This is a genomic window from Antarctobacter heliothermus (genome assembly GCF_900188425.1).
In the GTDB taxonomy this organism is placed as follows: domain Bacteria; phylum Pseudomonadota; class Alphaproteobacteria; order Rhodobacterales; family Rhodobacteraceae; genus Antarctobacter; species Antarctobacter heliothermus.
The window spans coordinates 37,168-60,419 of the sequence record NZ_FZON01000005.1 but is presented as its reverse complement, the minus strand read 5'-3'; the positions used below and the strand labels follow the sequence as shown (position 1 = coordinate 60,419).

At 64.1% G+C, this 23,252-nt stretch carries 24 protein-coding genes; 12 read left to right on the top strand and 12 right to left on the bottom strand.

What is annotated here, in order from left to right:
* Window positions 1-114: 114 nt before the first annotated feature.
* A complete protein-coding gene (locus CHB90_RS04100) occupies window positions 115-447 on the top strand; it encodes an RICIN domain-containing protein (RefSeq protein ID WP_089276587.1) in 333 nt (110 codons plus the stop codon).
* An 89-nt stretch (window positions 448-536) separates the two neighbouring features.
* Here CHB90_RS04100 and ruvB read toward each other — a convergent pair whose 3' ends face one another.
* The 3 genes from ruvB to ruvC are packed head-to-tail and all read right to left on the bottom strand — an operon-like array spanning window position 537 to window position 2,716.
* Window positions 537-1,559, bottom strand: coding sequence for a Holliday junction branch migration DNA helicase RuvB (ruvB, locus tag CHB90_RS04095; protein ID WP_089276679.1), 1,023 nt, complete (start codon window positions 1,557-1,559; stop codon window positions 537-539).
* A 9-nt stretch (window positions 1,560-1,568) separates the two neighbouring features.
* A complete protein-coding gene (ruvA, locus tag CHB90_RS04090; RefSeq protein ID WP_089276586.1) occupies window positions 1,569-2,231 on the bottom strand; it encodes a Holliday junction branch migration protein RuvA in 663 nt (220 codons plus the stop codon).
* Window positions 2,228-2,716, bottom strand: a complete 489-nt coding sequence (gene ruvC, locus CHB90_RS04085) for a crossover junction endodeoxyribonuclease RuvC (protein ID WP_089276585.1) — start codon at window positions 2,714-2,716, stop codon at window positions 2,228-2,230. Before ruvC ends, ruvA begins: the two co-directional genes overlap by 4 nt.
* Window positions 2,717-3,031: 315 nt before the next feature.
* Here ruvC and CHB90_RS04080 point away from each other — a divergent pair, with 315 nt between their 5' ends.
* Entirely contained in the window at window positions 3,032-3,238 is a 207-nt protein-coding gene (locus CHB90_RS04080) for a DUF1127 domain-containing protein (protein WP_089276584.1), read from the top strand.
* A 144-nt stretch (window positions 3,239-3,382) separates the two neighbouring features.
* Here CHB90_RS04080 and CHB90_RS04075 read toward each other — a convergent pair whose 3' ends face one another.
* Both CHB90_RS04075 and CHB90_RS04070 read right to left on the bottom strand, forming a co-directional pair.
* A complete protein-coding gene (locus tag CHB90_RS04075; RefSeq protein ID WP_089276583.1) occupies window positions 3,383-3,727 on the bottom strand; it encodes a hypothetical protein in 345 nt (114 codons plus the stop codon).
* Window positions 3,728-3,843: 116 nt separating this feature from the next.
* On the bottom strand, window positions 3,844-4,719 hold the full coding sequence (locus CHB90_RS04070; protein WP_089276582.1) for a 50S ribosomal protein L11 methyltransferase: 876 nt from the start codon (window positions 4,717-4,719) through the stop codon (window positions 3,844-3,846).
* A 131-nt stretch (window positions 4,720-4,850) separates the two neighbouring features.
* Here CHB90_RS04070 and CHB90_RS04065 point away from each other — a divergent pair, with 131 nt between their 5' ends.
* Complete coding sequence (locus CHB90_RS04065) at window positions 4,851-6,170, top strand: ferredoxin reductase family protein (RefSeq protein WP_089276581.1); 1,320 nt, start codon at window positions 4,851-4,853, stop codon at window positions 6,168-6,170.
* Between the two features lie 84 nt (window positions 6,171-6,254).
* Here the strand turns inward: CHB90_RS04065 and CHB90_RS04060 are convergent, their stop codons facing one another.
* Together CHB90_RS04060 and CHB90_RS04055 are read right to left on the bottom strand one after the other, a co-directional pair.
* Window positions 6,255-7,664 (bottom strand): MATE family efflux transporter, encoded by a 1,410-nt coding sequence (locus CHB90_RS04060; protein WP_245823158.1) that lies wholly within the window; start codon window positions 7,662-7,664, stop codon window positions 6,255-6,257.
* Between the two features lie 2 nt (window positions 7,665-7,666).
* Window positions 7,667-8,899: an MFS transporter gene (locus CHB90_RS04055; protein WP_089276580.1), complete on the bottom strand. Its 1,233-nt coding sequence runs from the start codon at window positions 8,897-8,899 to the stop codon at window positions 7,667-7,669.
* A gap of 198 nt (window positions 8,900-9,097) precedes the next feature.
* Here CHB90_RS04055 and CHB90_RS04045 point away from each other — a divergent pair, with 198 nt between their 5' ends.
* Entirely contained in the window at window positions 9,098-10,159 is a 1,062-nt protein-coding gene (locus tag CHB90_RS04045; protein WP_089276578.1) for a YeeE/YedE family protein, read from the top strand.
* A 5-nt stretch (window positions 10,160-10,164) separates the two neighbouring features.
* Here the strand turns inward: CHB90_RS04045 and hemE are convergent, their stop codons facing one another.
* Window positions 10,165-11,193: a uroporphyrinogen decarboxylase gene (gene hemE / locus CHB90_RS04040; protein WP_089276577.1), complete on the bottom strand. Its 1,029-nt coding sequence runs from the start codon at window positions 11,191-11,193 to the stop codon at window positions 10,165-10,167.
* A 144-nt stretch (window positions 11,194-11,337) separates the two neighbouring features.
* Between hemE and hemC the strand changes: the two genes are divergently transcribed.
* Window positions 11,338-12,288: a hydroxymethylbilane synthase gene (gene hemC, locus CHB90_RS04035; RefSeq protein ID WP_170940975.1), complete on the top strand. Its 951-nt coding sequence runs from the start codon at window positions 11,338-11,340 to the stop codon at window positions 12,286-12,288.
* Window positions 12,289-12,425: 137 nt separating this feature from the next.
* Window positions 12,426-13,280, top strand: coding sequence for a DUF2189 domain-containing protein (locus CHB90_RS04030; RefSeq protein ID WP_089276575.1), 855 nt, complete (start codon window positions 12,426-12,428; stop codon window positions 13,278-13,280).
* 105 nt (window positions 13,281-13,385) lie between these two features.
* Here the strand turns inward: CHB90_RS04030 and CHB90_RS04025 are convergent, their stop codons facing one another.
* On the bottom strand, window positions 13,386-14,372 hold the full coding sequence (locus CHB90_RS04025) for an NAD(P)H-quinone oxidoreductase (RefSeq protein ID WP_089276574.1): 987 nt from the start codon (window positions 14,370-14,372) through the stop codon (window positions 13,386-13,388).
* 91 nt (window positions 14,373-14,463) lie between these two features.
* Window positions 14,464-15,141, bottom strand: coding sequence for a COQ9 family protein (locus CHB90_RS04020; RefSeq protein WP_089276573.1), 678 nt, complete (start codon window positions 15,139-15,141; stop codon window positions 14,464-14,466).
* A gap of 115 nt (window positions 15,142-15,256) precedes the next feature.
* Here CHB90_RS04020 and rpsU point away from each other — a divergent pair, with 115 nt between their 5' ends.
* Both rpsU and CHB90_RS04010 read left to right on the top strand, forming a co-directional pair.
* Window positions 15,257-15,463: a 30S ribosomal protein S21 gene (gene rpsU / locus CHB90_RS04015; RefSeq protein ID WP_008207378.1), complete on the top strand. Its 207-nt coding sequence runs from the start codon at window positions 15,257-15,259 to the stop codon at window positions 15,461-15,463.
* Window positions 15,464-15,653: 190 nt separating this feature from the next.
* Entirely contained in the window at window positions 15,654-17,396 is a 1,743-nt protein-coding gene (locus CHB90_RS04010; protein WP_089276572.1) for an alpha/beta hydrolase, read from the top strand.
* Between the two features lie 85 nt (window positions 17,397-17,481).
* Here the strand turns inward: CHB90_RS04010 and CHB90_RS04005 are convergent, their stop codons facing one another.
* Window positions 17,482-18,939: a D-alanyl-D-alanine carboxypeptidase family protein gene (locus CHB90_RS04005; protein ID WP_089276677.1), complete on the bottom strand. Its 1,458-nt coding sequence runs from the start codon at window positions 18,937-18,939 to the stop codon at window positions 17,482-17,484.
* A 332-nt stretch (window positions 18,940-19,271) separates the two neighbouring features.
* Window positions 19,272-19,970, bottom strand: a complete 699-nt coding sequence (locus tag CHB90_RS04000; RefSeq protein ID WP_089276571.1) for an HAD family hydrolase — start codon at window positions 19,968-19,970, stop codon at window positions 19,272-19,274.
* A 122-nt stretch (window positions 19,971-20,092) separates the two neighbouring features.
* On the opposite strand from CHB90_RS04000, the gene clpS reads away from it, so the two are divergent.
* The 4 genes from clpS to hemF all read left to right on the top strand — a co-directional run bounded on the left by clpS (window position 20,093) and on the right by hemF (window position 23,252).
* Window positions 20,093-20,419, top strand: coding sequence for an ATP-dependent Clp protease adapter ClpS (clpS, locus tag CHB90_RS03995; RefSeq protein ID WP_245823163.1), 327 nt, complete (start codon window positions 20,093-20,095; stop codon window positions 20,417-20,419).
* 21 nt (window positions 20,420-20,440) lie between these two features.
* Window positions 20,441-21,430 (top strand): class I SAM-dependent methyltransferase, encoded by a 990-nt coding sequence (locus CHB90_RS03990; RefSeq protein ID WP_089276569.1) that lies wholly within the window; start codon window positions 20,441-20,443, stop codon window positions 21,428-21,430.
* 39 nt (window positions 21,431-21,469) lie between these two features.
* The gene (locus tag CHB90_RS03985) at window positions 21,470-22,270 is read left to right on the top strand and encodes an SDR family NAD(P)-dependent oxidoreductase (RefSeq protein WP_089276568.1); all 801 of its coding nucleotides are present in this window, start codon (window positions 21,470-21,472) and stop codon (window positions 22,268-22,270) included.
* A gap of 100 nt (window positions 22,271-22,370) precedes the next feature.
* Window positions 22,371-23,252, top strand: coding sequence for an oxygen-dependent coproporphyrinogen oxidase (gene hemF, locus CHB90_RS03980; RefSeq protein ID WP_089276567.1), 882 nt, complete (start codon window positions 22,371-22,373; stop codon window positions 23,250-23,252).

Sequence of the window (23,252 nt, the reverse complement as noted above, 5' to 3'; positions counted from 1 at the left end):
CCGCCTGCCGCAGGCGTGAGCTTCCGTAAACACCCAGTCAGGGTAACCCTACTTTCCCTTTCCAGCCGGTTGGTGAATAACGGTCCTGCAACGGCGTTCTAAAGGATTTCTTTCATGCGCATTTTATCATTCTTCGCGGCCGCACTGGTAGCCATATCCATGTTGGCGACCACCGCATCGGCTGAAGGGCTGAAACGATTGCAAAACCGCTGGAAGCCGGACCAAATGATCCACATCGAACATGGTCAGGTGCAAGTCGGACAAGTCCAGCCCGGCTGGTGGAGCGCCATGTGGAGCATTGATCCCATTCCCGGCACCAACTTTGTTCGCATCCGCAACCATTGGAAAGGGGACCAGTATCTGCATGTCGAGCACGGTCAGGTGCAGTCCGGGCAAATCCAAAACGGATGGTGGAGCGCCATGTGGACCCTGCAACAGGTTCAGTGAACCAAACTCACAGTCACAAAGAAAGGCCCCACTGTTTTCCCAGCGGGGCCTTAACATGACGGCGTGAAACGCAAACGCCGCAAATGCTATCAGAACAATTCGGTTTGTCCCGGCGGCACAGGCGCGGCAAGGCCAAGGTGCGTCCACGCCTTTTGCGCCAGCATCCGTCCGCGTGGGGTACGGCTGATCAGTCCCTGCTGCAAGAGGTAGGGCTCTACCACCTCCTCCAGCGCATCGCGGCTTTCGGACAGGGCGGCTGAGAGCGTTTCGATGCCCACGGGACCACCGCCATAGTTCTCTGCCACCAGCGTCAGATAGCGCCGGTCCGCGCCATCCAGGCCAAGGTTGTCGACTCCCAGCCGGGTGAGCGCATTGTCGGCCAGCGCGCGGCTGACCACGCCGCCGCCCTCGACAATGGCGAAATCCACCACCCGGCGCAGCAGGCGCCCGGCGATGCGGGGTGTCCCGCGAGAGCGCCGCGCGATCTCTAGCGCGCCGTCGCCCTCCATCCGCACGCCCAGCTTGACGGCATTACCCGACACGATCGTCTCAAGCTCTGGTATGGTGTAAAAGTTCAGCCGCGTCGGGATGCCGAAACGGTCGCGCAACGGCGTTGTCAGCAGGCCGAGGCGCGTCGTGGCCCCGACCAGCGTGAAGGGCTGCAATTCGATCCGCACGGTGCGTGCCGCTGGTCCCTCACCGATCACGAGGTCCAGTTCATAGTCCTCCATCGCCGGATACAGCACTTCTTCGACGGCGGCGTTCAGGCGATGGATTTCGTCTATGAACAGCACGTCGTTGCGTTCAAGATTGGTCAGGATCGCCGCCAGATCACCCGCCTTGGCCAGCACCGGGCCAGAGGTCATGCGAAAGCCGACGCCCAGTTCGCGCGCCATGATCTGCGCCAGCGTCGTCTTGCCCAGACCGGGGGGACCATGGAACAGCGTGTGGTCCATCGCTTCGCCCCTTTGGCGCGCACTTTGGATAAACACCCGCAGGTTGGCCCGCGCCTCTGCTTGCCCGATGAAATCGCCCAACATCTGCGGACGCAGGGCGCGGTCGCGGTCCTCTGGCAGGGGATCGGGACGCAGGGTTGGGTCCGGCTCACTCATGTCCATACCCTACCCCTTCGGCGCCAGCAGTTTCAGCGCAGCGCGGATCAGGCCTGCGGTGTCGGCGTCCGGCGCGGCTCCGGCGGCCTCTGCCACGGCCCCTGCGGCCTCTGAGGGGGCATAGCCGAGGTTGCCCAGTGCCGACAGCGCCTCGGCCTGCGCACTGGCGGCGCGTAGTGGGCCGGGGCCAGCGGCGGGCGCGGTTTCGATCACATCAATCGGCGTCGCAGGGTCAGAACCTTGTGACTCTGCCATGCCCATGGCCATAACCATCGGTGCCTTGTCTTTCAACTCCATCACGACTCGTTGCGCCGTCTTGGGGCCGATCCCGCGCGCCGCCTTGATCGCTGACCAGTCGCCCAGCGCCAGCGCGCGGCTGACCCCGTCCGGTCCCAGCGTTCCTAGGATCGCCAGCGCCGCCTTGGCACCGACGCCCTGCACCGACAGCAGCAGGCGAAACCATTCCTTTTCGATCAGCGTGGGAAAGCCGAAGAGCTGCAACAGATCCTCACGCACCAGCAGATCGGTGAACAGCGCCGCCGCCTCACCTGCACCGGGCAGACCCGCGCGCACCCGGTCGCTGCAATAGACAACGTAGCCAACGCCCTGAACGTCGATCAGAACGTGATCCTCACCGTGGTAGATGACCCGCCCTGCAATCCGCCCGATCATGCCCGCACCTTCATCCGTCGTATCCCCATGTGATGCGCGTGGCAGATCGCAATCGCCAGCGCGTCCGCCGCATCCGGCCCGGCCGGATTGGCGCCGGGCAACTGCAGATTGACCATATGTTCGACCTGATGTTTTTCCGCGTGGCCGACACCCACCACCGTCTTTTTGACAGAGTTGGGCGCGTATTCCCCGATGGTCAGGCCAAACTGTGCCGGCACCAGCAAGGCAATCGCACGCGCCTGACCCAGTTTCAACGTCCCGGCCCCGTCGCGGTTCACAAAGGTCTTTTCCACAGCCGCCTCATCGGGGGCCATTTCGCGGAACACCTCTGTCAAAAGGACATGCAACGACAACAGCCGCTCTGCCAATTCGGTGCCACCCGGCTTGCACAGGCCGTTTGCAACGTGCCTGAGTCGGCTGCCGTCTACCTCGATCACACCCCATCCGAGGGTGCGCAGCCCCGGGTCGATGCCCAATATCCGCATGGATGCCTACTGTTGTTGTTTTTCAGACACGGGTAGCACGAAAGGCGAACAAAGACCAAGGCTAATGCGTCGGCAGACAAATACGACACGGCCTGTTCCCGGACCGACACGCGCGGCCTGATTGCGTCACGCAGATGTCTGAAACCGACGCCGGAAGCGGCGGTTTTTTGCTTGTTTTTCAACAGGGTTAACGGCTGAAATTGCCATGCAAAAAATGCATGAGACCCATGCAGAAAATGCGGCTTGAACGGGCTGAATGCCCAAACTAAGTGCGGTTTCAGAACGAACAACAAACCAGACTCAAGGAGACCAGCGATGGCCGCAACCGACCTGACCCGCCCGTACGCCGCTTCGGGCTCCGCCGCGCGCATCGGCACCATGTTTGCAACTGCTATTGGCACGTTTGCCGCATGGAATGATGCCCGCCTGACCCGCAACAGCCTGTCCGCGCTGACCGATCGTGAACTCGACGATATCGGCCTGCACCGTGGCGACATCGACGGCGTTGCCGGTCGCTACTAACCCTTTGACTTGTGTGGGCCGGGCGGGATGACCCGGTCCATTCGGGCGCCACTCACGGCAATGCAAACGCCCACGCTTCACAAGAAGCGTGGGCGTTTGCATTCTGGGCAATAGGGAAGAAATCCACTGGACTTTCTGCGGGGCTCAACCCATCCGCGGCGTGATGAATCCGGCCACCGCACGCGTCACCGGATCGGCTTGCATGACCCAGGCCCCGGCCTTTTCATGCAAGGCCCCCTGCGACAGGGTGGTGACGCTGCTGAGATATTGGGTCTCACCCAACCAGGCAAAGGCCAGCACCTTGAACGCCATGACGACCAGCGCCAGCCGCAAGACCAGACGAAAGCCAATCCCGCTGAAATGCCGGTCCGGCACTTGTTCGATGATCCCGTTTCGGTTCATCCGGGTCACATAGCCTCGGGACATGCGGATGTGTTTGCGCCGCAGCGCCTGTTCGCGCTTGTAAAAACTTTGTTGGGCCTGATCCATGGCAGCCTCACCTGAAATCGGCCCCCACCGATTAAGACAAGTTTTAGCCAAACTTTACGGCAAGAATGTGGCAATTCAGCTAAAATTCGCCCTGAATGGTGTCGTTAACCCTTTGTTTACTGGTTTTTCCGCAGGGTCAGAGTGACCCATTCACCAATCGTATCGCGGCGCAATTGCGGCATTCCTTGGGCTGTGTAGACGTCAACCACTTCATCGGCCTGCCATGTCAGGATGCCCGACAGGATCGCATAGCCGCCGGGCGCGATATGGCTGGCCATGTCGGGGGCCAGATCAATCAGCGGCTGTTTCAGGATATTGGCAAAGACCAGATCATAAGGTGCGCGGCCATGCAGGTCCGGGTTGTCAAACCCGGCGGCCACCACGCAGGTCACCTTGTCGGACAGGTTGTTGGCGCGCACGTTGGCCTCTGCCACCTCGACGGCGACCTCATCAATGTCGGAGGCAATGACCATGTCGGGCCAGAGGCGCGCGGCCCCCATCGCCAGAACCGCCGTACCACAGCCGATGTCGGCGACATGTTTGCCGGTGAAGCCCTCAGTTGCCAGTCGGTCGAGCGCCTCCAGACAGCCCTGCGTGGTGCCGTGGTGCCCGGTGCCAAAGGCCATCGCGGCCTCGATCAGCAGCGGCACGGCCCCGTCGGGGATCTTGTCCGCGTCATGGCTTCCGTAGACGAAAAAGCGCCCCGCCTCGACCGGCGTCAATTCTCGCCGCACCTTGTCGACCCAATCGGTGTCCGGGACCTTGGACACGACAAAGGGCTTGGCCCCGTAGGCCGCCGCCAGCAGTGCCAGCGCCACTTCATCCGGTGCTTGGGTGAAATAGCCGCCCACCTCGGACATGCCAGAGCCGTCCTCGATCTCAAAGACGCCGATCCCCATGGGCTCCGGGTCCATGTCCTCAATTGCGAGGCCCAGCGCCTCGGCCTTATCCTTGTCGGCAAGCGTGGTGAAGGCGGTCCATGTCTTGGGCATTTTGGGCGGTCCATTCGGGGAAGAACGCCCTCGCTGTTGCACGAATGCCCTCCCGCTGCAAGCCGCAGAGCCACGGGTGTGAAACCGGTGTCATGGCGTGGTATCGCCGATGAAACAGATGAGATGATATCATGCCTGCAGCCCTGCTTGTCCTGTTCTACCTCGGTCTGACCTGCGCACCGCTTGTGATGGCCGCGGTGCAAGGCCATGCGCCGCGTCCCTTGCGCGATGAACTGGCCAGCGGTGTGGCGCTTGCCGGATTGGCCATCATTCTGGTCGAGTTTGTCCTGTCGGGACGGTTCCGGGTGATCTCGGGGCGGATCGGCATGGACGTCACCATGCGCCTGCACCAATTGCTGGCCCGCGCCGCCACGGTGATGATCCTGCTGCACCCATATCTGTATGCCGGTCCGCAAAGCCTGCGCGCAGGCCTGACACCGCCGGGCAGCGCGCCGCTCAACTTTGACTGGCTGGGACTGTGGCCGGGGATCGTCGCCTGGCTGCTGCTGGGCGCGCTGATGGTCATGGCGTTGGGGCGCAACGGGGTTTTCCGGCACGAACACTGGCGCGCCATGCACGGGATCATGGCGCTGATTGTGGCCGGGTTCGGTGTGCTGCATGCCACCCGTGCTGGCCGTTACAGCGCCGATCCGGCGCTGGCGATGCTGTGGTGGGGACTGTTTGCGGTGGCCGCCTTTTCGCTGTTGTGGGTCTATGTGATCAAACCGGCCATGAAGGCCCGCCGCCCCTGGAGGGTCAGCGCCGTATCCCGCCTAGCCGATCGGACCTGGGAACTGTGCCTGAGCCCGGTGGGCCACAAGGGCCTGCGCTACCGACCCGGCCATTTCGCCTGGATCAGTGTTGGCAAACTCGCCGTATCGCTGGATGAAAACCCGTTCTCCATTGCCTCCGCCCCGGCGGACGGGCCGGACCTGCGCTTTGTCATCAAGGAACTGGGCGATTTCACAAGCCGCCTTGGTGAGATCAAGCCCGGCACCCCTTCCTATGTCGATGCGCCCTTTGGGTCACTGACGCTGGACCGGCACCGCGACGCGGCGGGCGTTGCCCTGATCGCGGGCGGCGTGGGCATCGCCCCGATGCTGTCGCACCTGCGCCAACTGGACGCCGATGCGGACCCGCGCCCGCGTCTGTTGCTCTACGCCAACCGGACCGTCGATCAAATCGTCTGCGGCGCGGAACTGGACGCACGCGCCAAGGGCGGGCCATTGCAGGTCACCCATGTGCTGTCCGAACCGCCCGAAGGCTGGACCGGAGAGACCGGCTTTGTCACCGCAGAGGTGATCCAGCGCCATTTCGCTCAGGACGCGCTGCGCACCTGGGTCTTTGTCCTTTGCGGGCCGCCGCCCATGCTGCACGCCGTCGAAAAGGCCCTGATGAGCCTTGGCGTCGCGCCAAAAAACATCCTTTTGGAGCAGTTCAGCTATGACTAGCCGTGGACGTATATCCCGCACCTTCTGGGCGCTGACCGCCGTGATCGTGCTGGCGATTCTCGCCTTTGCCCTGCGCGGTGCGCTCTAGCGCCGCCGCCAGCGGTTGGGGTCACGCCATGCGCGCCGTTCCCGCAGGTTGACCTGCGGCAACTGCCCCTCACCGATTGAGCGCACATAGCGCCAGCCCAGCGCCCCAGCCAAAATGCCCATGCCCGCGCCCACCAGCGCCTGTGCATAGATCACGCCCTCTGCCGCGTACCTTGCCGTCAACCACAGCGCGGCGGGCCACAACAACAACCCATCCCGCAACCAGCTGAGGACAGAGGCCCAGAGCGGGCGGCCCAGCGTGTTAAAGGCGGCATTGGACACAAACAGCAGCCCGCCAAGGGTAAAGGACAGCGCACCGATGTGGGTAAAGGCGCGCAGCACCTCTGCCCCCTCTGCCGTCAGGCCGAACCCCGTGGCAATTGTCTCCGTCAGCGCCATCAGGATCAGCCAGACCACACCCGCGTAGCAGATGCAGAAAAGCGATGCGTCCCGATAGGTCTGGCGCAGGCGGTCGAACTGCCGTGCGCCAAAGTTCTGGCCAAAGATGCCGCCAATGGCCCCCGCCAATGAGAACAGCCCGCCAAAGGCCACCACCGTCAGCCGGTTGATCACCGCCCAGGCCGCAACCGCGTTGTCGCCGTAGACCGCGATAAACCCTGTTAGCAGGAAGTTTCCAAAAGGTGTGGCCATTTGCGTCACGATGGCAGGCACCGCCACCCGCAGCAGGGCGGGCGCGTGGCGCACCAGTAGGACCAGAGAGGGCCGCGCCAGCAGACCGTGCCGATACCCCGCATACCAGATCGCCAGCCCGGCCATGATGCTGCGAAAGATCCAGACGCTGAGCGCGGCCCCGTCCAGACCCATCCCCAGCACGTAAATCAGTACCGGATCCACCCCCAGCATGATGATCCCGCCGCCCATGGTGACCATCATCGCCTGCCGCGCCAGCCCGTCGGCGCGCAGCACGGCACTGCCGCACAGGCCCACCGCCATGACCGCGAGGGACGGCATCGACAGCGCCACATAGCGCGCGGCCAGGTCCAACACCTCGCCACTGGCACCGACACTGCCCAGCAGGTCACGGCGCAAGGCAATCACCGTGCTGGCCGTGACGGTCTGTACCAGAAAGGTCAGCAGCATCCCCGCCGCGCCCTGTTCACGCGCCAGCGCCCGTTCCCTGCGCCCGATGCTGCGGGACACCAGCGCCGTGGTGGCGACCATCAGCCCGACGCCGACAGAGACGGTAAAGAACTGGATGGCAAAGGCATAGCCGATGGCCGCCATCAGGATTGGCTGACCCAGTTGCGACACCCAGAACAGGTTGGCCGCATCGACGACAAAGACAAAGGTGATCCCCGCCGCCCCGGCCAGGGTCATGCGGACCACATGACCCAGCGTAGAGCCGGTCAGGAATCGCCCGTCCGCCTGCGTGGGGCGTGCCGCCACGCCTACTCGGCCGGGGCCGCCAAGACCCCGCCAAAGACCGTTTCATTGCCGGGTTCCGGGTGCCGTGGGATCATCATGGCCAGTGCAAGACTGATCATCGCCATGCCTGCAGCAAGACCAAAGACAGCGCCCGGTGAGATCAGCCAGAGAGCCCCCAGCAGAAAGGGAAGAAAGACCGCCGCGATATGGTTGATGGTAAAGGCCACGGCGGCCGTGGGTGCGATGTCCCCCGGATCGGCGATCTTCTGGAAATAGGTTTTCAGCGCCAGCGCCATGGCAAAGAACAGGTGGTCGATGACATACAGCGTTGCGGCAAGGATGACGCCCCAGCCAAACCAGTAGATCCCGCCATAGAGCAGGAACACCACTGTCAGGCCGACGTATTCAAAGATCAGCGTGTTCCGCTCGCCAAATTTGAATACCGCGCGGCCAAAGACCGGGCCGATCACCATGTTGGCCACAAGGTTGATCAGGTACAGCGCCGTGACCTCATGCACCTCGAACCCGAACCGTTCGACCATCATGAACCCGGCAAAGACCACAAAGATCTGCCGCCGCGCGCCCGACATGAATTGCAGTGCGTAATACAGCCAGTAGCGGCGACGCAGGATGAACTTCTTTACCTGCGGATTGGGGCTTTCGAATTGCGGATAGGCCAGCGCGCAAAAGGCGACGATGGCCACCGTCAGCCCCCCCGACACCATGTAGACAAAGTTGTAGGACAGGTTCCACGCCTCCCACGTCATCACGATGGCGATGTAGGCGATCAGCGTGGCCCCGGACCCGGCGGCGATCAGCCAGCCCAGCATCTGCGGCGCGCGGTCCTTGGGCAGCCATTGCAACTGCAGGCTCTGGTTCACTGTCTCATAGTAGTGAAAGCCGATGGAACTCAGCAGCGTGATGAACAACAGCCCGCCCATGCTGGGAAACAGCGCGGTCAGTCCTGTGGCCACCCCCAGCAGCACCAATGACACCAGCGCCAGCACCTGTTCGCGCATCACCAGCAGAACGGCGATCACCCCGATGGCCAGAAAGCCGGGGATCTCACGCACCGTATGCAGCACACCAATATCCTGACCGTCGAAATTCGCGGCCTCGATGACAAAGTTGTTGAGCAGCGCCGACCAAGTGGCGAACGACAGCGGCATCGCGATCGCCATCAGCGTCAGCAAGGCTGCGGGACGCCGCCACAGTGGCAACTGGTGCGCGTCATTGAGGGAAACAGGGGCCATGATCTGGCCTTACGCCGAAATCGACAGGTTGGCGAGAGGCGCGTATTCTGCATTCGCGCACAGTGCGGGGGCCGTTGACGCAAATTGTGTCGTTGCCGCCACGCCCGCCTGTCCCTGCCCGCCGCCTCATGATCTGCATCAAGGCAGTCCGGCCTTTTTTTGGTGCATCACGCTGCGCAACACGCGCAAGGAGCTGCTGTGATGGATATTGTCCCCCTGATCGACCGCATCGGCGAAAACCCGACTTCGGCGCTGTTTGGTCTGATCACCGGCGTGATCTTTGGCGTCGCGGCACAGCGGTCGCGGTTTTGTCTGCGCGCCGCCACGGTCGAATTTGCGCGCGGCATGATGAAGGACAAGGTCGCGGTCTGGCTGCTGACCTTTTCCACCGCCGTGGTCTGGGTGCAGGGGGCGCAACTGCTGGGCCTTCTCGACACATCCGACGCGCGCATGATGGCCGTGCCGGGCAGTTGGTCTGGCGCGATCATCGGCGGACTGCTGTTCGGCGCGGGCATGGTGCTGGCGCGCGGTTGTTCGGGCCGTCTGCTGGTGCTGGCGGCGACAGGCAACCTGCGCTCTGTCGTCTCGGGCCTGATCTTTGCCGTGGTGGCGCAGATGTCGCTGACCGGCTGGCTGTCGCCCGTTCGGGACAAGCTGGCGGCGCTGTGGGTCACATCGGGCGGGCGCAACATGGACCTGCTGACCGCTGCTCACCTGCCGCGAGAGGCGGGTCTGGTGATCGGCCTTTTGATCGCGCTGCTGGCGTTGGAACTCAGCCGTCGCAACCGGATCGGGGTTTCGCGGCTTGTCTTTGCCTCCGGCGTGGGGTTCGCCGCCGCTGTCGGCTATGGCCTGACCTATGCCCTCAGCCAGGTCGCGTTCGAGCCGGTCCAGATCGAAAGCCTGACCTTTACCGGCCCCTCGGCCAATACGCTGATGTTCTTTCTCGACCGCAATTCGGTGCTGGAATTCGACATCGGGCTGGTGCCGGGCGTGGTGCTGGGATCGTTCCTGGCCGCCGCCGTGACCCGAGAGTTGAAGTTTCAGGGCTTTGAGGGGCCGACCCCCATGCGCAACGCCATGATCGGCGCGGTGCTGATGGGCTTTGGCGGGATGCTGGCGGGGGGCTGCGCCATCGGCGCGGGCGTCTCCGGCGGGTCGATCTTTGCCGGCACCGCATGGCTGGCGCTGTTTTGCATGTGGATCGGCGGGATGAGCATGGACGCCATCCTGGGTGGGCGGGGACAACCCGCCCACGTCTGAGCGCGTTACATTGCCCGCACGGTGTCAATCATCAGCTTGACGTTCTCGGGGTCCGCATCCGGCGTGATCCCGTGGCCAAGGTTAAAGATATGCGGCCCGTTGCGGAACGCCTGCACCACGCGCTGCGTCTCTGCGACCAGCGCATCGCCGCCCGTGACCATGTGCGACGATGCAAGGTTGCCCTGCACACAGCCCGACACCTGCACATGCTCCGCCGCCCATTCCGGCGTCACGCTGTCATCCACCGCAACGCAATCCGCGCCCGTCGCCTGATGAAAGCCGATGTATTTGTCGCCCGCCTGACGCGGGAAGGCGATGACCGGCACGCCCGGATGCCGCCGCTTCAGCTCTTGCGTGATGATGCGGGCGGGTTCCAGCGCGTAGCGGTCAAAATCCGCGCCCTTGAGCGACCCGGCCCAGCTGTCGAACAGCTTGACCACCTCGGCGCCCGCCTTCACCTGCTCGGACAGGTAGTCAATGGTCGCCTCGGTCAGCCGGTCGATGATCTTTTCGAACAGCGCGCGGTTCTCTGCCTTCAACGCGTGGGCCGGTCCCTGATCCTTGGTCCCCTGCCCCGCGATCATGTAGGTCGCCACGGTCCAGGGCGCACCGGCAAAACCGATCAGCGTCGTCTCGGACGGCAGCGCGCCGGACAGGTTGCGCACCGTCTGGTAGATCGGGTTCAGCGTGTCGTGGATCATCTCACCGCGACCCAGCTTGTCAAAATCCGCGTCCGTGGTGATGGTCGACAGGCGCGGCCCCTCGCCGGTCACAAACCACAGATCCATGCCCAGCGCCTGCGGCAGCAGCAGGATGTCGGCAAACAGGATCGCCGCGTCGAATTCATAGCGACGGATCGGCTGCAAGGTCACCTCTGTCGCCAGCTCCGGGTTGTAGCATAACGACAGGAAGTCGCCCGCCTCGGCCCGCGTCGCCTTGTACTCCGGCAGATAGCGCCCCGCCTGACGCATCATCCAGATCGGCGGTGTCGGCAGTGTCTCGCCCGCAAGGGCCCGCAGGATCGTCTTGGTCATTCGGGTCGCTCCTCAATTTCGTTCGTCTTGGTCCAATGCACACCCGCCGGTGTCAAGCGGCGACCATCAACCGGGCGCGCATGACGCATCCCGCAGCGCGCAAATCCCGTTTCCTTTCCGGCCGACCCGCGCTAACCCTTGGCCATGACCGATCTGCCCACACCCCAATCCCCGCTGAAACTCGGCACTCGCGGCTCTCCGCTGGCGTTGGCCCAGGCCCATGAAACGCGTGACCGTCTGGCCAACGCCTTTGGCCTGCCACAAGATGCCTTTGAGATCGTGGTGATCAAGACCACCGGCGATGACCGCAGCATGATCGACGCCGACCGCCCGCTGAAAGAGATTGGCAACAAGGGCCTGTTCACCAAAGAGATCGAAGAGGCGATGCTGTCGGGCCGGATCGACATTGCCGTGCATTCGATGAAGGACATGCCGACGGAACAACCCGCCGGCCTGGTGCTGGACTGCTACCTGCCCCGTGAGGACGTGCGCGATGCGTTCATCTGCCCGGATGCCAACAGCCTGCAGGATCTGCCGCAGGGCGCGGTTGTCGGCACCTCATCGCTGCGCCGCCGGGCGCAACTGCTGCACCGCCGCCCCGACCTGCAAGTGGTCGAATTTCGCGGCAACCTGCAAACCCGGCTGAAGAAACTGCATGCAGGCGTGGCCCGCGCCACCTTCCTTGCCTGCGCGGGCCTGAACCGGCTGGGCATGACCGACGTACCGCAAAGCCCGATCTCCCCCGAGGACATGCTGCCCGCCGTGGCACAGGGCGCCATCGGCATCGAACGCCGCGTCGACGATGCCCGCGCGCAACAGATGCTGGCCGCGATCCACGATGCGCCCACCGCCCTGCGCCTGTCTGCGGAACGCGCCTTTCTTGCCGCGCTGGATGGGTCTTGTGAAACGCCCATCGCCGCTCTTGCCGAGCGGGATGGCGACACGCTGCGCCTGCGCGGCGAAATCCTGAAAACCGATGGATCCGCCGCCTACGCCGGTGACATCTCCGGTCCCGTCGATACCGCAGCAGACATGGGTCGCGCGCTGGCCGCTGACCTCCTGGCTCAGGCCGGTCCGGGGTTCTTCACTCACTGAGCCTCTCATCAGCGTGATAGGTATCGCGGCCAATCCGTGCTACCCTTTGCCGCACAAGCGCGTCTGTCCGGTCCGGCCGTCGCCGCGCGACGGCCTCTGCCAGGTTGGCGCCTTGCCACGCCATTAGGAGAGGACGCATGACACAGACAATCGGGAATCCCGGCACCTGGCTGGCGCAGGCCTTTGGGCGTGCCGGTCGACACGCGGCACAATCGACGCAGCGCCTTGGCGGGACCGAGGTCGCCGCCCCGCCCGGAATCCGCGATCTGACCACCGAGGATCTGCGAGAGGCGCTCAAGGCCGGATGGCACGACTTTCAGACCTGCCGGACGGACGTCATGTTCCTTGTGCTGCTCTACCCCATCATCGGGCTTGTCCTTGCGGTTTCGGCGCTCAACATGTCGCTTGTGCCGCTGATCTTTCCAATGATCGCGGGCTTTGCCCTGCTCGGGCCAGTCTCCGCCGTGGGCGTCTACGAGATCAGCCGCCGCCGCGAAGAAGGCGAACACATCGGCTGGCTCGGCGCGCTCAAGGTGATGGAACGGCCGCGCTTTGCGTCCATCGTCGTGATGGGCCTCTACCTCGCGGCGATCTTCTGCCTTTGGCTGGTGGTGGCGGCACACCTCTATGGAGCGACACTTGGGCCTCAGGCCCCTGCCTCGACAGGCGCTTTCATCAATAGCCTCATGTCAGCCCCCGGGACGATCATGATCGTTCTGGGCTGCGCCATCGGTGGCGTCTTTGCCCTGACTGTGCTGGCCACCAGCGTTGTGTCCTTCCCGCTGCTGCTGGACCGGAACCTCGGACTGCCGGTGGCAGTACAGACCTCGCTCCGGGTGACACGCCAGAACCCAAAGGTCATCCTGACTTGGGGCGCAATCGTCGCCGCCGGGCTGATACTCGGCAGCCTGCCGTTCCTGCTGGGACTGGTGATCGTCCTGCCGGTGCTGGGTCATGCCACATGGCACCTCTACCGCCGCGCCGTGATCTGATCAGACAAACAGGGCGCGGCCAAAAAGTCTGCGCCGCGCCCGCATTTCTTCTGGCCAAAAATATCCAAAGGGGTCGCCAAAGGCGACGGGGGGGGCATGCCCCCCCTACCCGCCCACCTTCAACACGATCTTCCCGATATGGCCGGAGCTTTCCATGCGCGCATGGGCGGCGGCGGCCTCTTCAAACGGGAACTCGCTGTCCATCACCGGTGCCACCAGCCCCGCATCCAGCAACGGCCAGACCTGCGCCCGCAGAGCGTCCGCGATACGCGCCTTGGCCAGATCGCTTTGCGGGCGCAGCGTGCTGCCGGTGATGGTCAACCGCCGCATCATGACCTGCGCAAAGTTCAACTCGATCTTCGGTCCCTGCAGAAAGGCGATCTGCACCAACCGCCCGTCATCGGCCAGCGCCTTGACGTTGCGCGGCAGGTAGTCGCCCCCCACCATGTCCAGGATCAGGTTTGCCCCGCCCACTGCGCGCAGCACCTCGACGAAATCCTCATCGCGGTAATTGATCGCCCGCTCGGCACCCAGATCGCGGCAGGCCTGACACTTGGCCTCGGACCCGGCCGTGGCAAACACGCGCGCCCCGAAATGGCTCGCCAACTGAATGGCCGTCGTCCCGATCCCGCTGGACCCGCCATGCACAAGGAACCGCTCCCCCGCCTGCAGGCCGCCGCGCTGGAACACATTCGACCAGACCGTGAAAAACGTCTCCGGCAGGCAGGCGGCCTCTTTCAGTCCCATCCCCTTGGGGACAGGCAGGCAATGGGCGGCGGGTGTGGCGACATATTCGGCATAACCGCCCCCCGGCAGCAGCGCGCAAACCGGATCGTCCAGCGACAGGCCGTCCACCCCGGCGCCCAGCGCGACCACCTCGCCCGAAGCCTCCAGCCCTGGCAGGTCTGACGCCCCGGCGGGCGGCGCATAGCTGCCCGCCCGTTGCAGCGCGTCGGGGCGGTTGACCCCGGCAAAGGCCACCTTGATCACCACCTGCCCGGCGGCGGGTTGCGGCACGGGCCGCATTGTCTGTTGCAGAACCTCCGGGCCGCCCGGCTTGGTGATCTCGATGGCGCGCATGGTGTCGGACATGAATAGGCCTCCCTGTTTGGGATTTGGTATCAAGCGGCGCGCAGGGGGCAAAGCGGTTTCGGACCGCGCCGCCTGTGCCCTATAGGCGCGCTCAGCGGGGCGGCGTGCCGCCGGGCAGATCCGCGTCCACGCCCGACGGCGCCTTGATCCGCTCAAGAATTTTCGCCGGCCCCGCCGTCAACGCGCCAAACAGTCGGTTCTCCCGCAGCTGCCCCTTTGCCTTTTCAAACCGCATCACGTCCTCGATCCGCCGATCCAGAAAGGCCCATGTCGCATCACTGCCCAGCGAATCGTCCCCCAGCCAGTACAGCACGGTCGAGGAATAGACCGCCGACAGCGTCGCCCGCTTGGTGTACCAGTTGAAATCGCGCGAGGTGTCACCCAGCGCGGTCCAGATCGCATCCGCTGTGCCCCAGATCAGCCGCGCGCCATCCGGCGCATAGGGTGGCAAGGCAAACAGCGTTGTGCCCCGCCGCACCACCTCACGGTCCTCCGCGGCCTCGATCCGGGCCCGCACGGCAAAGCTGACGCGGTCACGAAACCGCATCTCCGCAAGGTCCGCCACGGCGATACGGCGCAGCATTTCCACGTCACCCCGTTTGTGATAGGCCACCGCCAGATCGACGGCCCCGCGCGGGAACAGCCCTTGCGCCACCACCCGGTCCACACCGGCATCTGCCACGGCGGCGCGAAAGCTGGGCTCTGACCAGCCGTCAAAGGGCACATGCAACAGCGCGGCGTCCAGAATCCTGTCTGTGATATCGGGCATCGGGGGCATCCTTCGTGTTCCGTCTACACCCTAGACAAATAGAACGGTGCTTGCTATACGGCCACCTCCTGCAAATTCCCTTGCAACTCAAATCTAGAAAGGTGGTGAAAACCACATGCAGGTCAGTGTTCGTGACAACAATGTCGATCAGGCGCTCCGCGCTCTGAAGAAAAAGCTGCAGCGCGAAGGCGTGTTCCGCGAAATGAAGCTCAAGCAACATTTCGAGAAGCCGTCCGAGAAAAAAGCCCGTGAAAAGGCCGAGGCAATCCGCCGCGCCCGCAAGCTGGCTCGTAAAAAGGCCCAGCGCGAAGGCATGCTGTAAGCGTACCGAACGCTTTTAGTCAGATACGAACCCCTGCGGCCCGCCCGCGGGGGTTTTTCGTTTGCGGGACCGCTGTTGTGGGGCATAGGTGGCAAAGCAACGCGGCAAGCCCCGGAATACCCCACTTTGTAAAAACGCCGCGACGCCGCATACTCGACACCTAGAAGATCTCCCATATTGCGAGGGAACAATGACATTGCTGGCCCGATCCATCCTTTTCACGATCTGCGCCTGCGTGGCGGTGATCCCGGTGCCCGGTCGGGCGCAGGACATCAGCCGGGTTGTCGCGCTTGACACGCTGGCCGGAAGCGATCCGTTCCAGGCGCTGCAACAGGTCGACATCGCCATGCGCGACCCGCTGGTGCTGGGGACGCCACCGCAAATGCGGATTCTGGTCGATCTCATGCAATTGCGCGCCGAGCTGCTGGACGGGCTGGGCTATGTTCAGGCCAGCGACGCATGGGCCGATCTGGCGCGCACCCGCGCCTTTGCCCGGACCGAACTGGGTGAGGACCCGGTGCCCGCCTATCTCAAGGCCGCCCAGATCTATGAGGCGCAAGGCGCGCTGGCCTCGGCCCGCACGATGATCGAGGCCGCGATTACAGCCGAGCAGGAAACCGGCCGCAGCGATGATGCGCTGATCGACCTCTACACGGAACTGGTGCGCCTGGCCGACCTGTTGGGTGACGCCGAGGCCGCCGAAAACGCACGCGCCACGCTGAAGGCGCTTGGCAGCCCATCGCTGGAAACCGCCTTTGGGACCGACGATGGCGGGTTTCACGCGGTGGACGTCTATTATGCCACCGACCGCGCCCGCACCGGAGAAACCCACCCCGCCCGCTTTTACGGCGGCGACCGGGGCGACCGTCTGGAACTGGGCATTGCCACGGTGACCATTCCCGACAGCCACGTGGCCGGCAAGGTCGAGCAACCGTCGATCTGGCGACTGGAGTTTCGCGCCACCCCGTCCAAGCATGTCCTGCTGAAATCGGTCGAGCCGGTGGACCCGGACAGCTTCTTTGGCAAGTTGCAGGACGAATTTGCCGAGGAGGATCAGCGCGATCTCCTGCTGTTCATTCACGGCTACAACACCAGCTTTGAATACGCCGCCCAACGCACTGCGCAGATGGTCCATGACATGGGCAACGACACGGTCCCGGTGCTGTTTTCATGGCCGTCGCGCGATACCACCATCGGATACAACGCCGATGCGGCGGTGGTACGGCTGTCGGGGCGCCGTCTGGCCCGGTTCATGGAGGATCTGGTGCTGCGCTCTGGCGCGCGGTCGATCAACGTGGTGGCGCATTCCATGGGCAACCGTGCCCTGACTGATGCGCTGGAGATCATGGCGCTGAAGCGCGATGCGCGCCCCGGTGATGCGCCGATTCTGGATCAGGTGATGTTTGCAGCACCCGATGTGGATGCCGATCTCTTCAGCGAGATGGCCGGCACCTTCGCGCCCTTGGCGCAGCGCATGACGCTGTACGCCTCGTCGACCGATTGGGCGCTGGTGTCCTCGGGCAAACTGCACGGATCCGCGCCGCGCGCAGGCATTGGCGGGGACATCCTGTTGGCGCATCCTGCTCTGGATAGCATCGACATGTCCTCGCTGGGCGACGACATGCTGGCGCACAACTATTTTTCCAACGACAGTTCCGCGCTGGTCGATATCATGACCCTGTTCTGGCAGGATGTCCCGCCGGAACGGCGCTGCGGGCTACAGGCGCGTGCCGCCCGCAACGGCACCGTCTGGGAATACCGCGAAGGCATCTGCCCGTCGAATGACCTCATCGGGGTGATCTCGAACGCGCAGGCCAAACATTTGCGCACCAGTGACGAAATCCGCCTGCTGGTGTTTGACCTTCTGGCGGATCAGACCCGGGTGGACCGTGTCATGAGCGTGCTGGAACGCATCCTGCTCGCCATTCGCTGACACCCTTGCCGCGTGTAACAGAACCGGGCCCGCCTTTGAAAAAAGGGGGGCCCGTGTTGTCTGACGTCATGCACTCGGTACAGGCTCAGCCCGGTCCAACCATGAAACAGGTGATCTGGCGCGCCTGAAGCCGCCGACAGGCCAGTTCGGCGCTGTCCCGGGTCATTCCCATAAAGTTGGCGTCAAAGCCCGTCTTGCCCCGGACCACCTTGCGCGACGCGCCATCCAGCGACGCGGTTTCGGCAAGCGCGGTCTGCAACAGGATCTTTTGCGCGGCATATTCGCTGGGATAGCGGCCCACATTGATGCCCCAATGCCGACCGCCCGAGGTCGACAGACGGGTCACCACCTCGGCCTTGCGCGCCGGGGTCGGGGTATCCTTGAACGTCAGTGTCGCCGCGGCGGCGGCCACGCCGACGGGCCGCTGCACCGGCTTGATGGAGGCGGTCGGCGCGACCGCGCTGACCACCATGGCCTCTGGTACGGGGTCTGGTGCCGCGTCTGGGATCGGGCTTGGCGCCGTGTCAGAGACCATGGCGATCTCTTGTAGCTCCCGCTCGATGTCCTTGCCCACCGACGCCACAATCGGCGCCACCATGCCGGGTGTGACAACGCTACCGGGACGGGCCTGCGGCCGCAGGCTGCGCGTGACCGCCGCCGACGCGACGCGGATCGACTTGGCCCGCGTTCCGGGGACGGGGTCCGATGTCTTGGCCACGACAACCGCGCCTGCCCCCTTGCCCAGATAGGGCGGTGCCTTGGGCGCACGATTGTTGGCCCATGCCGGGGATTTCTTGAACCCGAGGTCCAGCAGCTCTTCGACCCGTGCATTGCGCGATGCGGTCGAACGGCCACCAAAAACGGTTGCAATGACACGTTCCTTGCCACGCTCGGCTGAAGCCACAAGGTTGAACCCCGCAGCGCGGGTATAGCCGGTCTTGATGCCATCCGCGCCCTTGTAGGAATTCAGCAGCCGCGAATTGGTGTGCGACACCTGCCGCACCCCGGCATCCGCCGTCTTGCGTGAGAACAGATTGTAATACTGCGGATAGTCATAGATCACATGCCGTCCCAGGATCGTCATGTCGCGCGCCGTGGACAGGTGTCCGCTTTCGGTCAGGCCGTGCGCGTTTTTGAAGGTGGTGCGGGTCATGCCCATGGCCTGCGCCGTGCGATTCATCCGCCGGGCAAAGGCCGCTTCGGAGCCTTCGATCGCCTCGGCCATCGCGGTGGCGGCGTCATTGGCGGATTTCACCGCCGCCGCCCGCACAAGGTAACGCAGCTTGATCTTCTGCCCCGGCCGCAAGCCCAGCTTTGACGGCTCCTCAGAGGCGGCCTTGCGCGACACCGTGACCAGCGTGTCCATTGTGATTTCGCCGTTCTGCACCGCCTCGAAGACGACATAGAGCGTCATCATCTTGGTCAGTGAGGCCGGATGCAGCCGGGTATCGGCGTTCTGCGCATGCAGAACCTTGCCGTTGCGCGCGTCCATCACCATGGCCGCATAGGGTGCGGCGGCCACGCTGAGAGGCACGAGTACCATCAGCCAAACAAACATGAAGATGAGCAGGCCAAAATGGCCCGGAGTCCTGCGACGTCCCGTCACGATTCACTGCCTTTCTGCCTCGTCCCCCCGATTTTTCGGTTGGGGTTCTTTTCTTTGTCCCGATGCGACTCTGCCAGCACCGTGGTTAAGGTCATGTTAACATGAGAGCGACTTCAAGAGAAGGCGGCAATATACTGATTTCTAATGGTTTTACTGCAGGCACGTTTCTACATGTTGCGATTTTCCCCGATCCGCCCCCTAGACCGTCCAATGCGGCGGGATTGTGACGAATTAAGGCAGGAATGTGGCGACTCGGCTGTCCTGCGGGATCAGCCGATCTCGGCCACAAGGTCCGGCAGATCACCCAGATCCGCAACGGTGCGAAAGCGCGGTGTTTCGGGGGCGTCGGCGTGTTCCAGCGCCCAGGCCAGATCATGCGGCACATGTACGCCCCACGCGCCCGCAGCGATGGCCGGAACCACATCCGATTTCATCGAATTTCCGACCATCATCGCCGCGCTGGCCCCGCCCGGCGTTGTTGCGAAGATGCGCGCATAGGTGTCCGGCTGCTTGTCCGACACGATCTCGACCGCGTCAAACAGCTCTCCCAAACCGGATTGCGCCAGTTTGCGTTCCTGGTGCAGCAGGTCGCCCTTGGTGATCAGGACCACGCGGTGCGTGCCGGCCACCGTCTCGACCGCCTCACGGGCATGGGGCAACAGCTCGATCGGGTGGGCCAGCATCTCACGCCCCGCCGCCATCAGCTCTGATATGACAGAGGCCGGCACGCGCCCCTCTGTCACCTCGATGGCTGTCTCGATCATCGACAGGACAAAACCTTTTACACCGAATCCATAGTGGCCGATATTGCGCCGCTCCGATTCGATCAGCCGGTCGGCCAAATGGTCGCGCTCTGCGTAGTCACGCAGCAGATCTGCGAAACGGTCCTGAGTCAGCACGAAAAAGCGTTCGTTGTGCCACAGGGTATCGTCGGCATCGAATCCGATTGTTTGCAGTTTTCCCGCCATCCTGTATTCAGCCCCAACGGCCCCCTTTTCGGCAACACGCCTTAGCCTATATAAAGAGGCCGTACCTGGAAACCCAATGCGCGAACGGTTCGATGACAGACGCCTCCATCACACGGACGTTCATGATGACGGACACCCCGCCCACTGACGGCGAGGACGATGTCGGCGTGGCCGTCCAGACCAAGCCCAAGACAAAACGCCCGCCGCTGTACAAAGTGCTGCTGCTGAATGACGACTACACGCCAATGGAATTTGTCGTGCATGTGCTGGAACGGTTTTTCGGCATGACCCACGCACAGGCGTTTGAGGTCATGTTGACGGTCCACAAGAAAGGCGTCGCCGTGGTCGGTGTCTTCAGCCATGAGATCGCAGAGACCAAGGTGGGACAGGTGATGGATTTCGCCCGCCGCCACCAGCACCCCCTGCAATGCACAATGGAGAAGGAATAGGCGCCCGCGCCGTTCCGCCCCATGTCAGCAGATCGCCTCTCTTACGCCCTTGCCACCGGTGGCCTTGTCCTGCCGGACAGCGGGACCATTGCCCTGTTCGGTGCGCCGGGCGATGCCCTCCTTGATGCGCTTGATCCCTCGCGCGTCGAGGTCATCCAAGGCTTTTTCCCCGATCATGCCGCCTGGCAACGTCGCGGTGTGACCACCCGGACCGATGTCGTTGGGCCCTACGCCGCCGTTGTCGTCACCCTGCCCCGCGCGCGCAATCTGGCCGAACTCCGCATCGCTCAGGCCAGCGCGCTGACGCCGGACGGGCTGGTCATTGTCGACGGGGCCAAGACGGACGGGATCGAATCCATCGCCAAGGCGCTGCGCGCCCGCCTGCCCCTTCTTGGTCAGGTCTCCAAGGCGCATGGCAAATGCCTGTGGTTTCAGGGCGGTGTGGACCTGTCTGACTGGCACCACGCCCCCGCGCGCCTGCCGTCGGGCGATCTGACCGCGCCCGGCGTGTTTTCCGCCGACGGCCCGGACCCGGCCTCGCAGGCGCTGGCCGCCGCCCTGCCCGACACGCTCAAGGGCCGCTTTGCCGATCTGGGTGCTGGCTGGGGCTGGCTGTCGCGCGCAGCGCTCACCCGTCCCGGCCTCACCGAACTTCATCTGGTCGAGGCGGACAAGACCGCGCTGGACTGCGCCCGCGAGAATGTCACCGACCCGCGCGCCGCGTTTCACTGGGCCGATGCCACCGACTGGACCCCGCCCGCGGCGCTGGACGGTGTCATCATGAACCCGCCCTTTCATCAGGGCCGCAAGGCAGACCCGCAGATCGGGCGCGCCTTTGTCACTGCCGCCGCGCGGATGCTGGCCCCGCATGGGCGGCTCTGGCTTGTTGCCAATCGCCACCTGCCCTATGAAACCGCCCTTGGCGAGACGTTCCGCGAAACCTCCGAGATCGGCGGCGACACCCGTTTCAAGATCCTTCATGCCGCCAAACCGACGCGCCAGCGGCGCTGAACCCGGCCTGATTGGCCGGACAACCCCAACGAGGCACACATGAGTTTCTCCATCCAAGGCAAGACCGCCATCGTCACCGGCGCCGCCAACGGCGTGGGACTGGCCATCGCCCGGCACTTTGCCAATAAGGGGGCCAACGTCATGCTCGCCGATATGGACGAGCCTCAGTTGATGAAGGAATGCGGCGACACGTCCGAGGACAGCACGCTCCGCTATTTCGCCGGCGACCTGCGTGAGCGTCTGACCATGGCCAACCTGCTGTCGGCCACGCTGGACGCCTTTGACCGGGTCGACATCCTGATCAACGGATCGCGGCAACTGCTGACCTCTGATCCGCTGGACCTTGAGGATGACACCGTCGAACAGCTGTTGTCGCAAAACCTGACAACCGCCTATCGCATGACGCAGCTGGTCGCGCGCCGCATGATCAAACAGGCCGAGGGACAGGAAGAGGGGCAGGTGGGCGCCATCGTCAACCTGTCGTCCATCGCCGCCCGCCGCACCCACCCGGAACTGCTGGGCTATTCGGTGTCCTGCGCCGCGCTGGACCAGATGACCCGCTCGATGGCGGTGGCGCTGGCCCCGCACCGCATCCGCGTCAATGCGGTGGCCTTTGGCTCTGTCATGTCCGCCAGCCTCAAGGACACGCTGCGCGAGCACAAGAGTTACCGCTCCGACATTGAGGATCACACCCCGCTGGGCCGGATCGCGGCCCCGCGTGAACTGGCCGAGTCGGTGCAGTTCCTGTCCTGCGAAGGCGCAGGATTCGTCACCGGCCAGATCATGACCGTGGACGGCGGGCGTACCCTGCTGGACCCGGTGGCCGCCCCGGCGCACTGACACGGGCGCACTGACACGGGCGCTTGAACCGGGCGCTTGAACCGGGCGCTTGAACCGGGCCGGGCGTCGCCCTAGACATCCCCAAAACGGAGGACGCCGCATGATGGACGCCGAAAAGACCCGCACAAGCGACTGGTTCCGCCAGTTGCGCGATGAGATCGTCACCGCCTTTGAGACGCTCGAGGACAGCCACGCCAACGACCCCTTTTCAGACATGACCCCGGGCCGATTCGAGGTGACGGAAACCAAACGCGCCTCGGATGACGGCTCTGACGCGGGCGGTGGCTTGATGAGCGTGATGCGCGGCGGTCGGGTGTTCGAAAAGGTTGGCGTCAACGTCTCGACCGTCTACGGCACGCTGGGCGACGCTGCGCAAAAGGCGATGGCCGCGCGCGGCGTTCCGGGCATGGACAGCGACCCGCGTTTCTGGGCCTCTGGCATCAGCCTTGTGGCGCATATGCAGAACCCGCACGCCCCTGCCGTCCACATGAACACCCGCATGTTCTGGACCCCCGGCGCCTGGTGGTTCGGCGGCGGGTCGGATCTGAACCCCTGCATCGAATACGACGCGGACACCGCGCATTTCCACGCCACCCAAAAGGCGCATCTGGACCCGCATGGCGATACTCTGTACCCGGAACTCAAGGCTTGGGCGGATGAGTATTTCTACATCCCCCACCGCCACCGGGCGCGCGGCGTCGGCGGCATCTTCATGGACGACCGCAACACCGGCGATTGGGAGGCGGATTTTGCCCTGACCCAGGACATTGGCCGTGCCTTTCTGCCCGCCTATCTGCCTCTGGTGGAACAGCGCCGCACGCAGGAGTTCACCGATGCGGACAAGGACACGCAGCTGGTCCATCGCGGCCTGTATGCGGAATACAACCTTGTCTACGACCGGGGCACCAAGTTTGGTCTGGCGACAGGCCACGACGCAAACGCCGTATTGATGAGCCTGCCGCCGCTGGCAAAGTGGGTCTAG

What these genes read in the sequence shown, in the direction of transcription:
- hemC (WP_170940975.1), top strand. Translation starts at nt 11,338, where the DNA reads ATGACCGATCTGCCCACACCCCAATCCCCGCTGAAACTCGGCACTCGC.
- ruvC (WP_089276585.1), bottom strand. Translation starts at nt 2,716, where the DNA reads ATGCGGATATTGGGCATCGACCCGGGGCTGCGCACCCTCGGATGGGGT.
- CHB90_RS04070 (WP_089276582.1), bottom strand. Translation starts at nt 4,719, where the DNA reads ATGCCCAAGACATGGACCGCCTTCACCACGCTTGCCGACAAGGATAAG.
- CHB90_RS04000 (WP_089276571.1), bottom strand. Translation starts at nt 19,970, where the DNA reads ATGGCGGGAAAACTGCAAACAATCGGATTCGATGCCGACGATACCCTG.
- CHB90_RS03985 (WP_089276568.1), top strand. Translation starts at nt 21,470, where the DNA reads ATGAGTTTCTCCATCCAAGGCAAGACCGCCATCGTCACCGGCGCCGCC.
- ruvB (WP_089276679.1), bottom strand. Translation starts at nt 1,559, where the DNA reads ATGAGTGAGCCGGACCCAACCCTGCGTCCCGATCCCCTGCCAGAGGAC.
- CHB90_RS03990 (WP_089276569.1), top strand. Translation starts at nt 20,441, where the DNA reads ATGTCAGCAGATCGCCTCTCTTACGCCCTTGCCACCGGTGGCCTTGTC.
- CHB90_RS04045 (WP_089276578.1), top strand. Translation starts at nt 9,098, where the DNA reads ATGGATATTGTCCCCCTGATCGACCGCATCGGCGAAAACCCGACTTCG.
- CHB90_RS04065 (WP_089276581.1), top strand. Translation starts at nt 4,851, where the DNA reads ATGCCTGCAGCCCTGCTTGTCCTGTTCTACCTCGGTCTGACCTGCGCA.
- hemF (WP_089276567.1), top strand. Translation starts at nt 22,371, where the DNA reads ATGATGGACGCCGAAAAGACCCGCACAAGCGACTGGTTCCGCCAGTTG.
- CHB90_RS04005 (WP_089276677.1), bottom strand. Translation starts at nt 18,939, where the DNA reads ATGGTACTCGTGCCTCTCAGCGTGGCCGCCGCACCCTATGCGGCCATG.
- CHB90_RS04025 (WP_089276574.1), bottom strand. Translation starts at nt 14,372, where the DNA reads ATGTCCGACACCATGCGCGCCATCGAGATCACCAAGCCGGGCGGCCCG.
- CHB90_RS04080 (WP_089276584.1), top strand. Translation starts at nt 3,032, where the DNA reads ATGGCCGCAACCGACCTGACCCGCCCGTACGCCGCTTCGGGCTCCGCC.
- hemE (WP_089276577.1), bottom strand. Translation starts at nt 11,193, where the DNA reads ATGACCAAGACGATCCTGCGGGCCCTTGCGGGCGAGACACTGCCGACA.
- CHB90_RS04020 (WP_089276573.1), bottom strand. Translation starts at nt 15,141, where the DNA reads ATGCCCGATATCACAGACAGGATTCTGGACGCCGCGCTGTTGCATGTG.
- rpsU (WP_008207378.1), top strand. Translation starts at nt 15,257, where the DNA reads ATGCAGGTCAGTGTTCGTGACAACAATGTCGATCAGGCGCTCCGCGCT.
- ruvA (WP_089276586.1), bottom strand. Translation starts at nt 2,231, where the DNA reads ATGATCGGGCGGATTGCAGGGCGGGTCATCTACCACGGTGAGGATCAC.
- CHB90_RS04030 (WP_089276575.1), top strand. Translation starts at nt 12,426, where the DNA reads ATGACACAGACAATCGGGAATCCCGGCACCTGGCTGGCGCAGGCCTTT.
- CHB90_RS04075 (WP_089276583.1), bottom strand. Translation starts at nt 3,727, where the DNA reads ATGGATCAGGCCCAACAAAGTTTTTACAAGCGCGAACAGGCGCTGCGG.
- clpS (WP_245823163.1), top strand. Translation starts at nt 20,093, where the DNA reads ATGATGACGGACACCCCGCCCACTGACGGCGAGGACGATGTCGGCGTG.
- CHB90_RS04010 (WP_089276572.1), top strand. Translation starts at nt 15,654, where the DNA reads ATGACATTGCTGGCCCGATCCATCCTTTTCACGATCTGCGCCTGCGTG.
- CHB90_RS04100 (WP_089276587.1), top strand. Translation starts at nt 115, where the DNA reads ATGCGCATTTTATCATTCTTCGCGGCCGCACTGGTAGCCATATCCATG.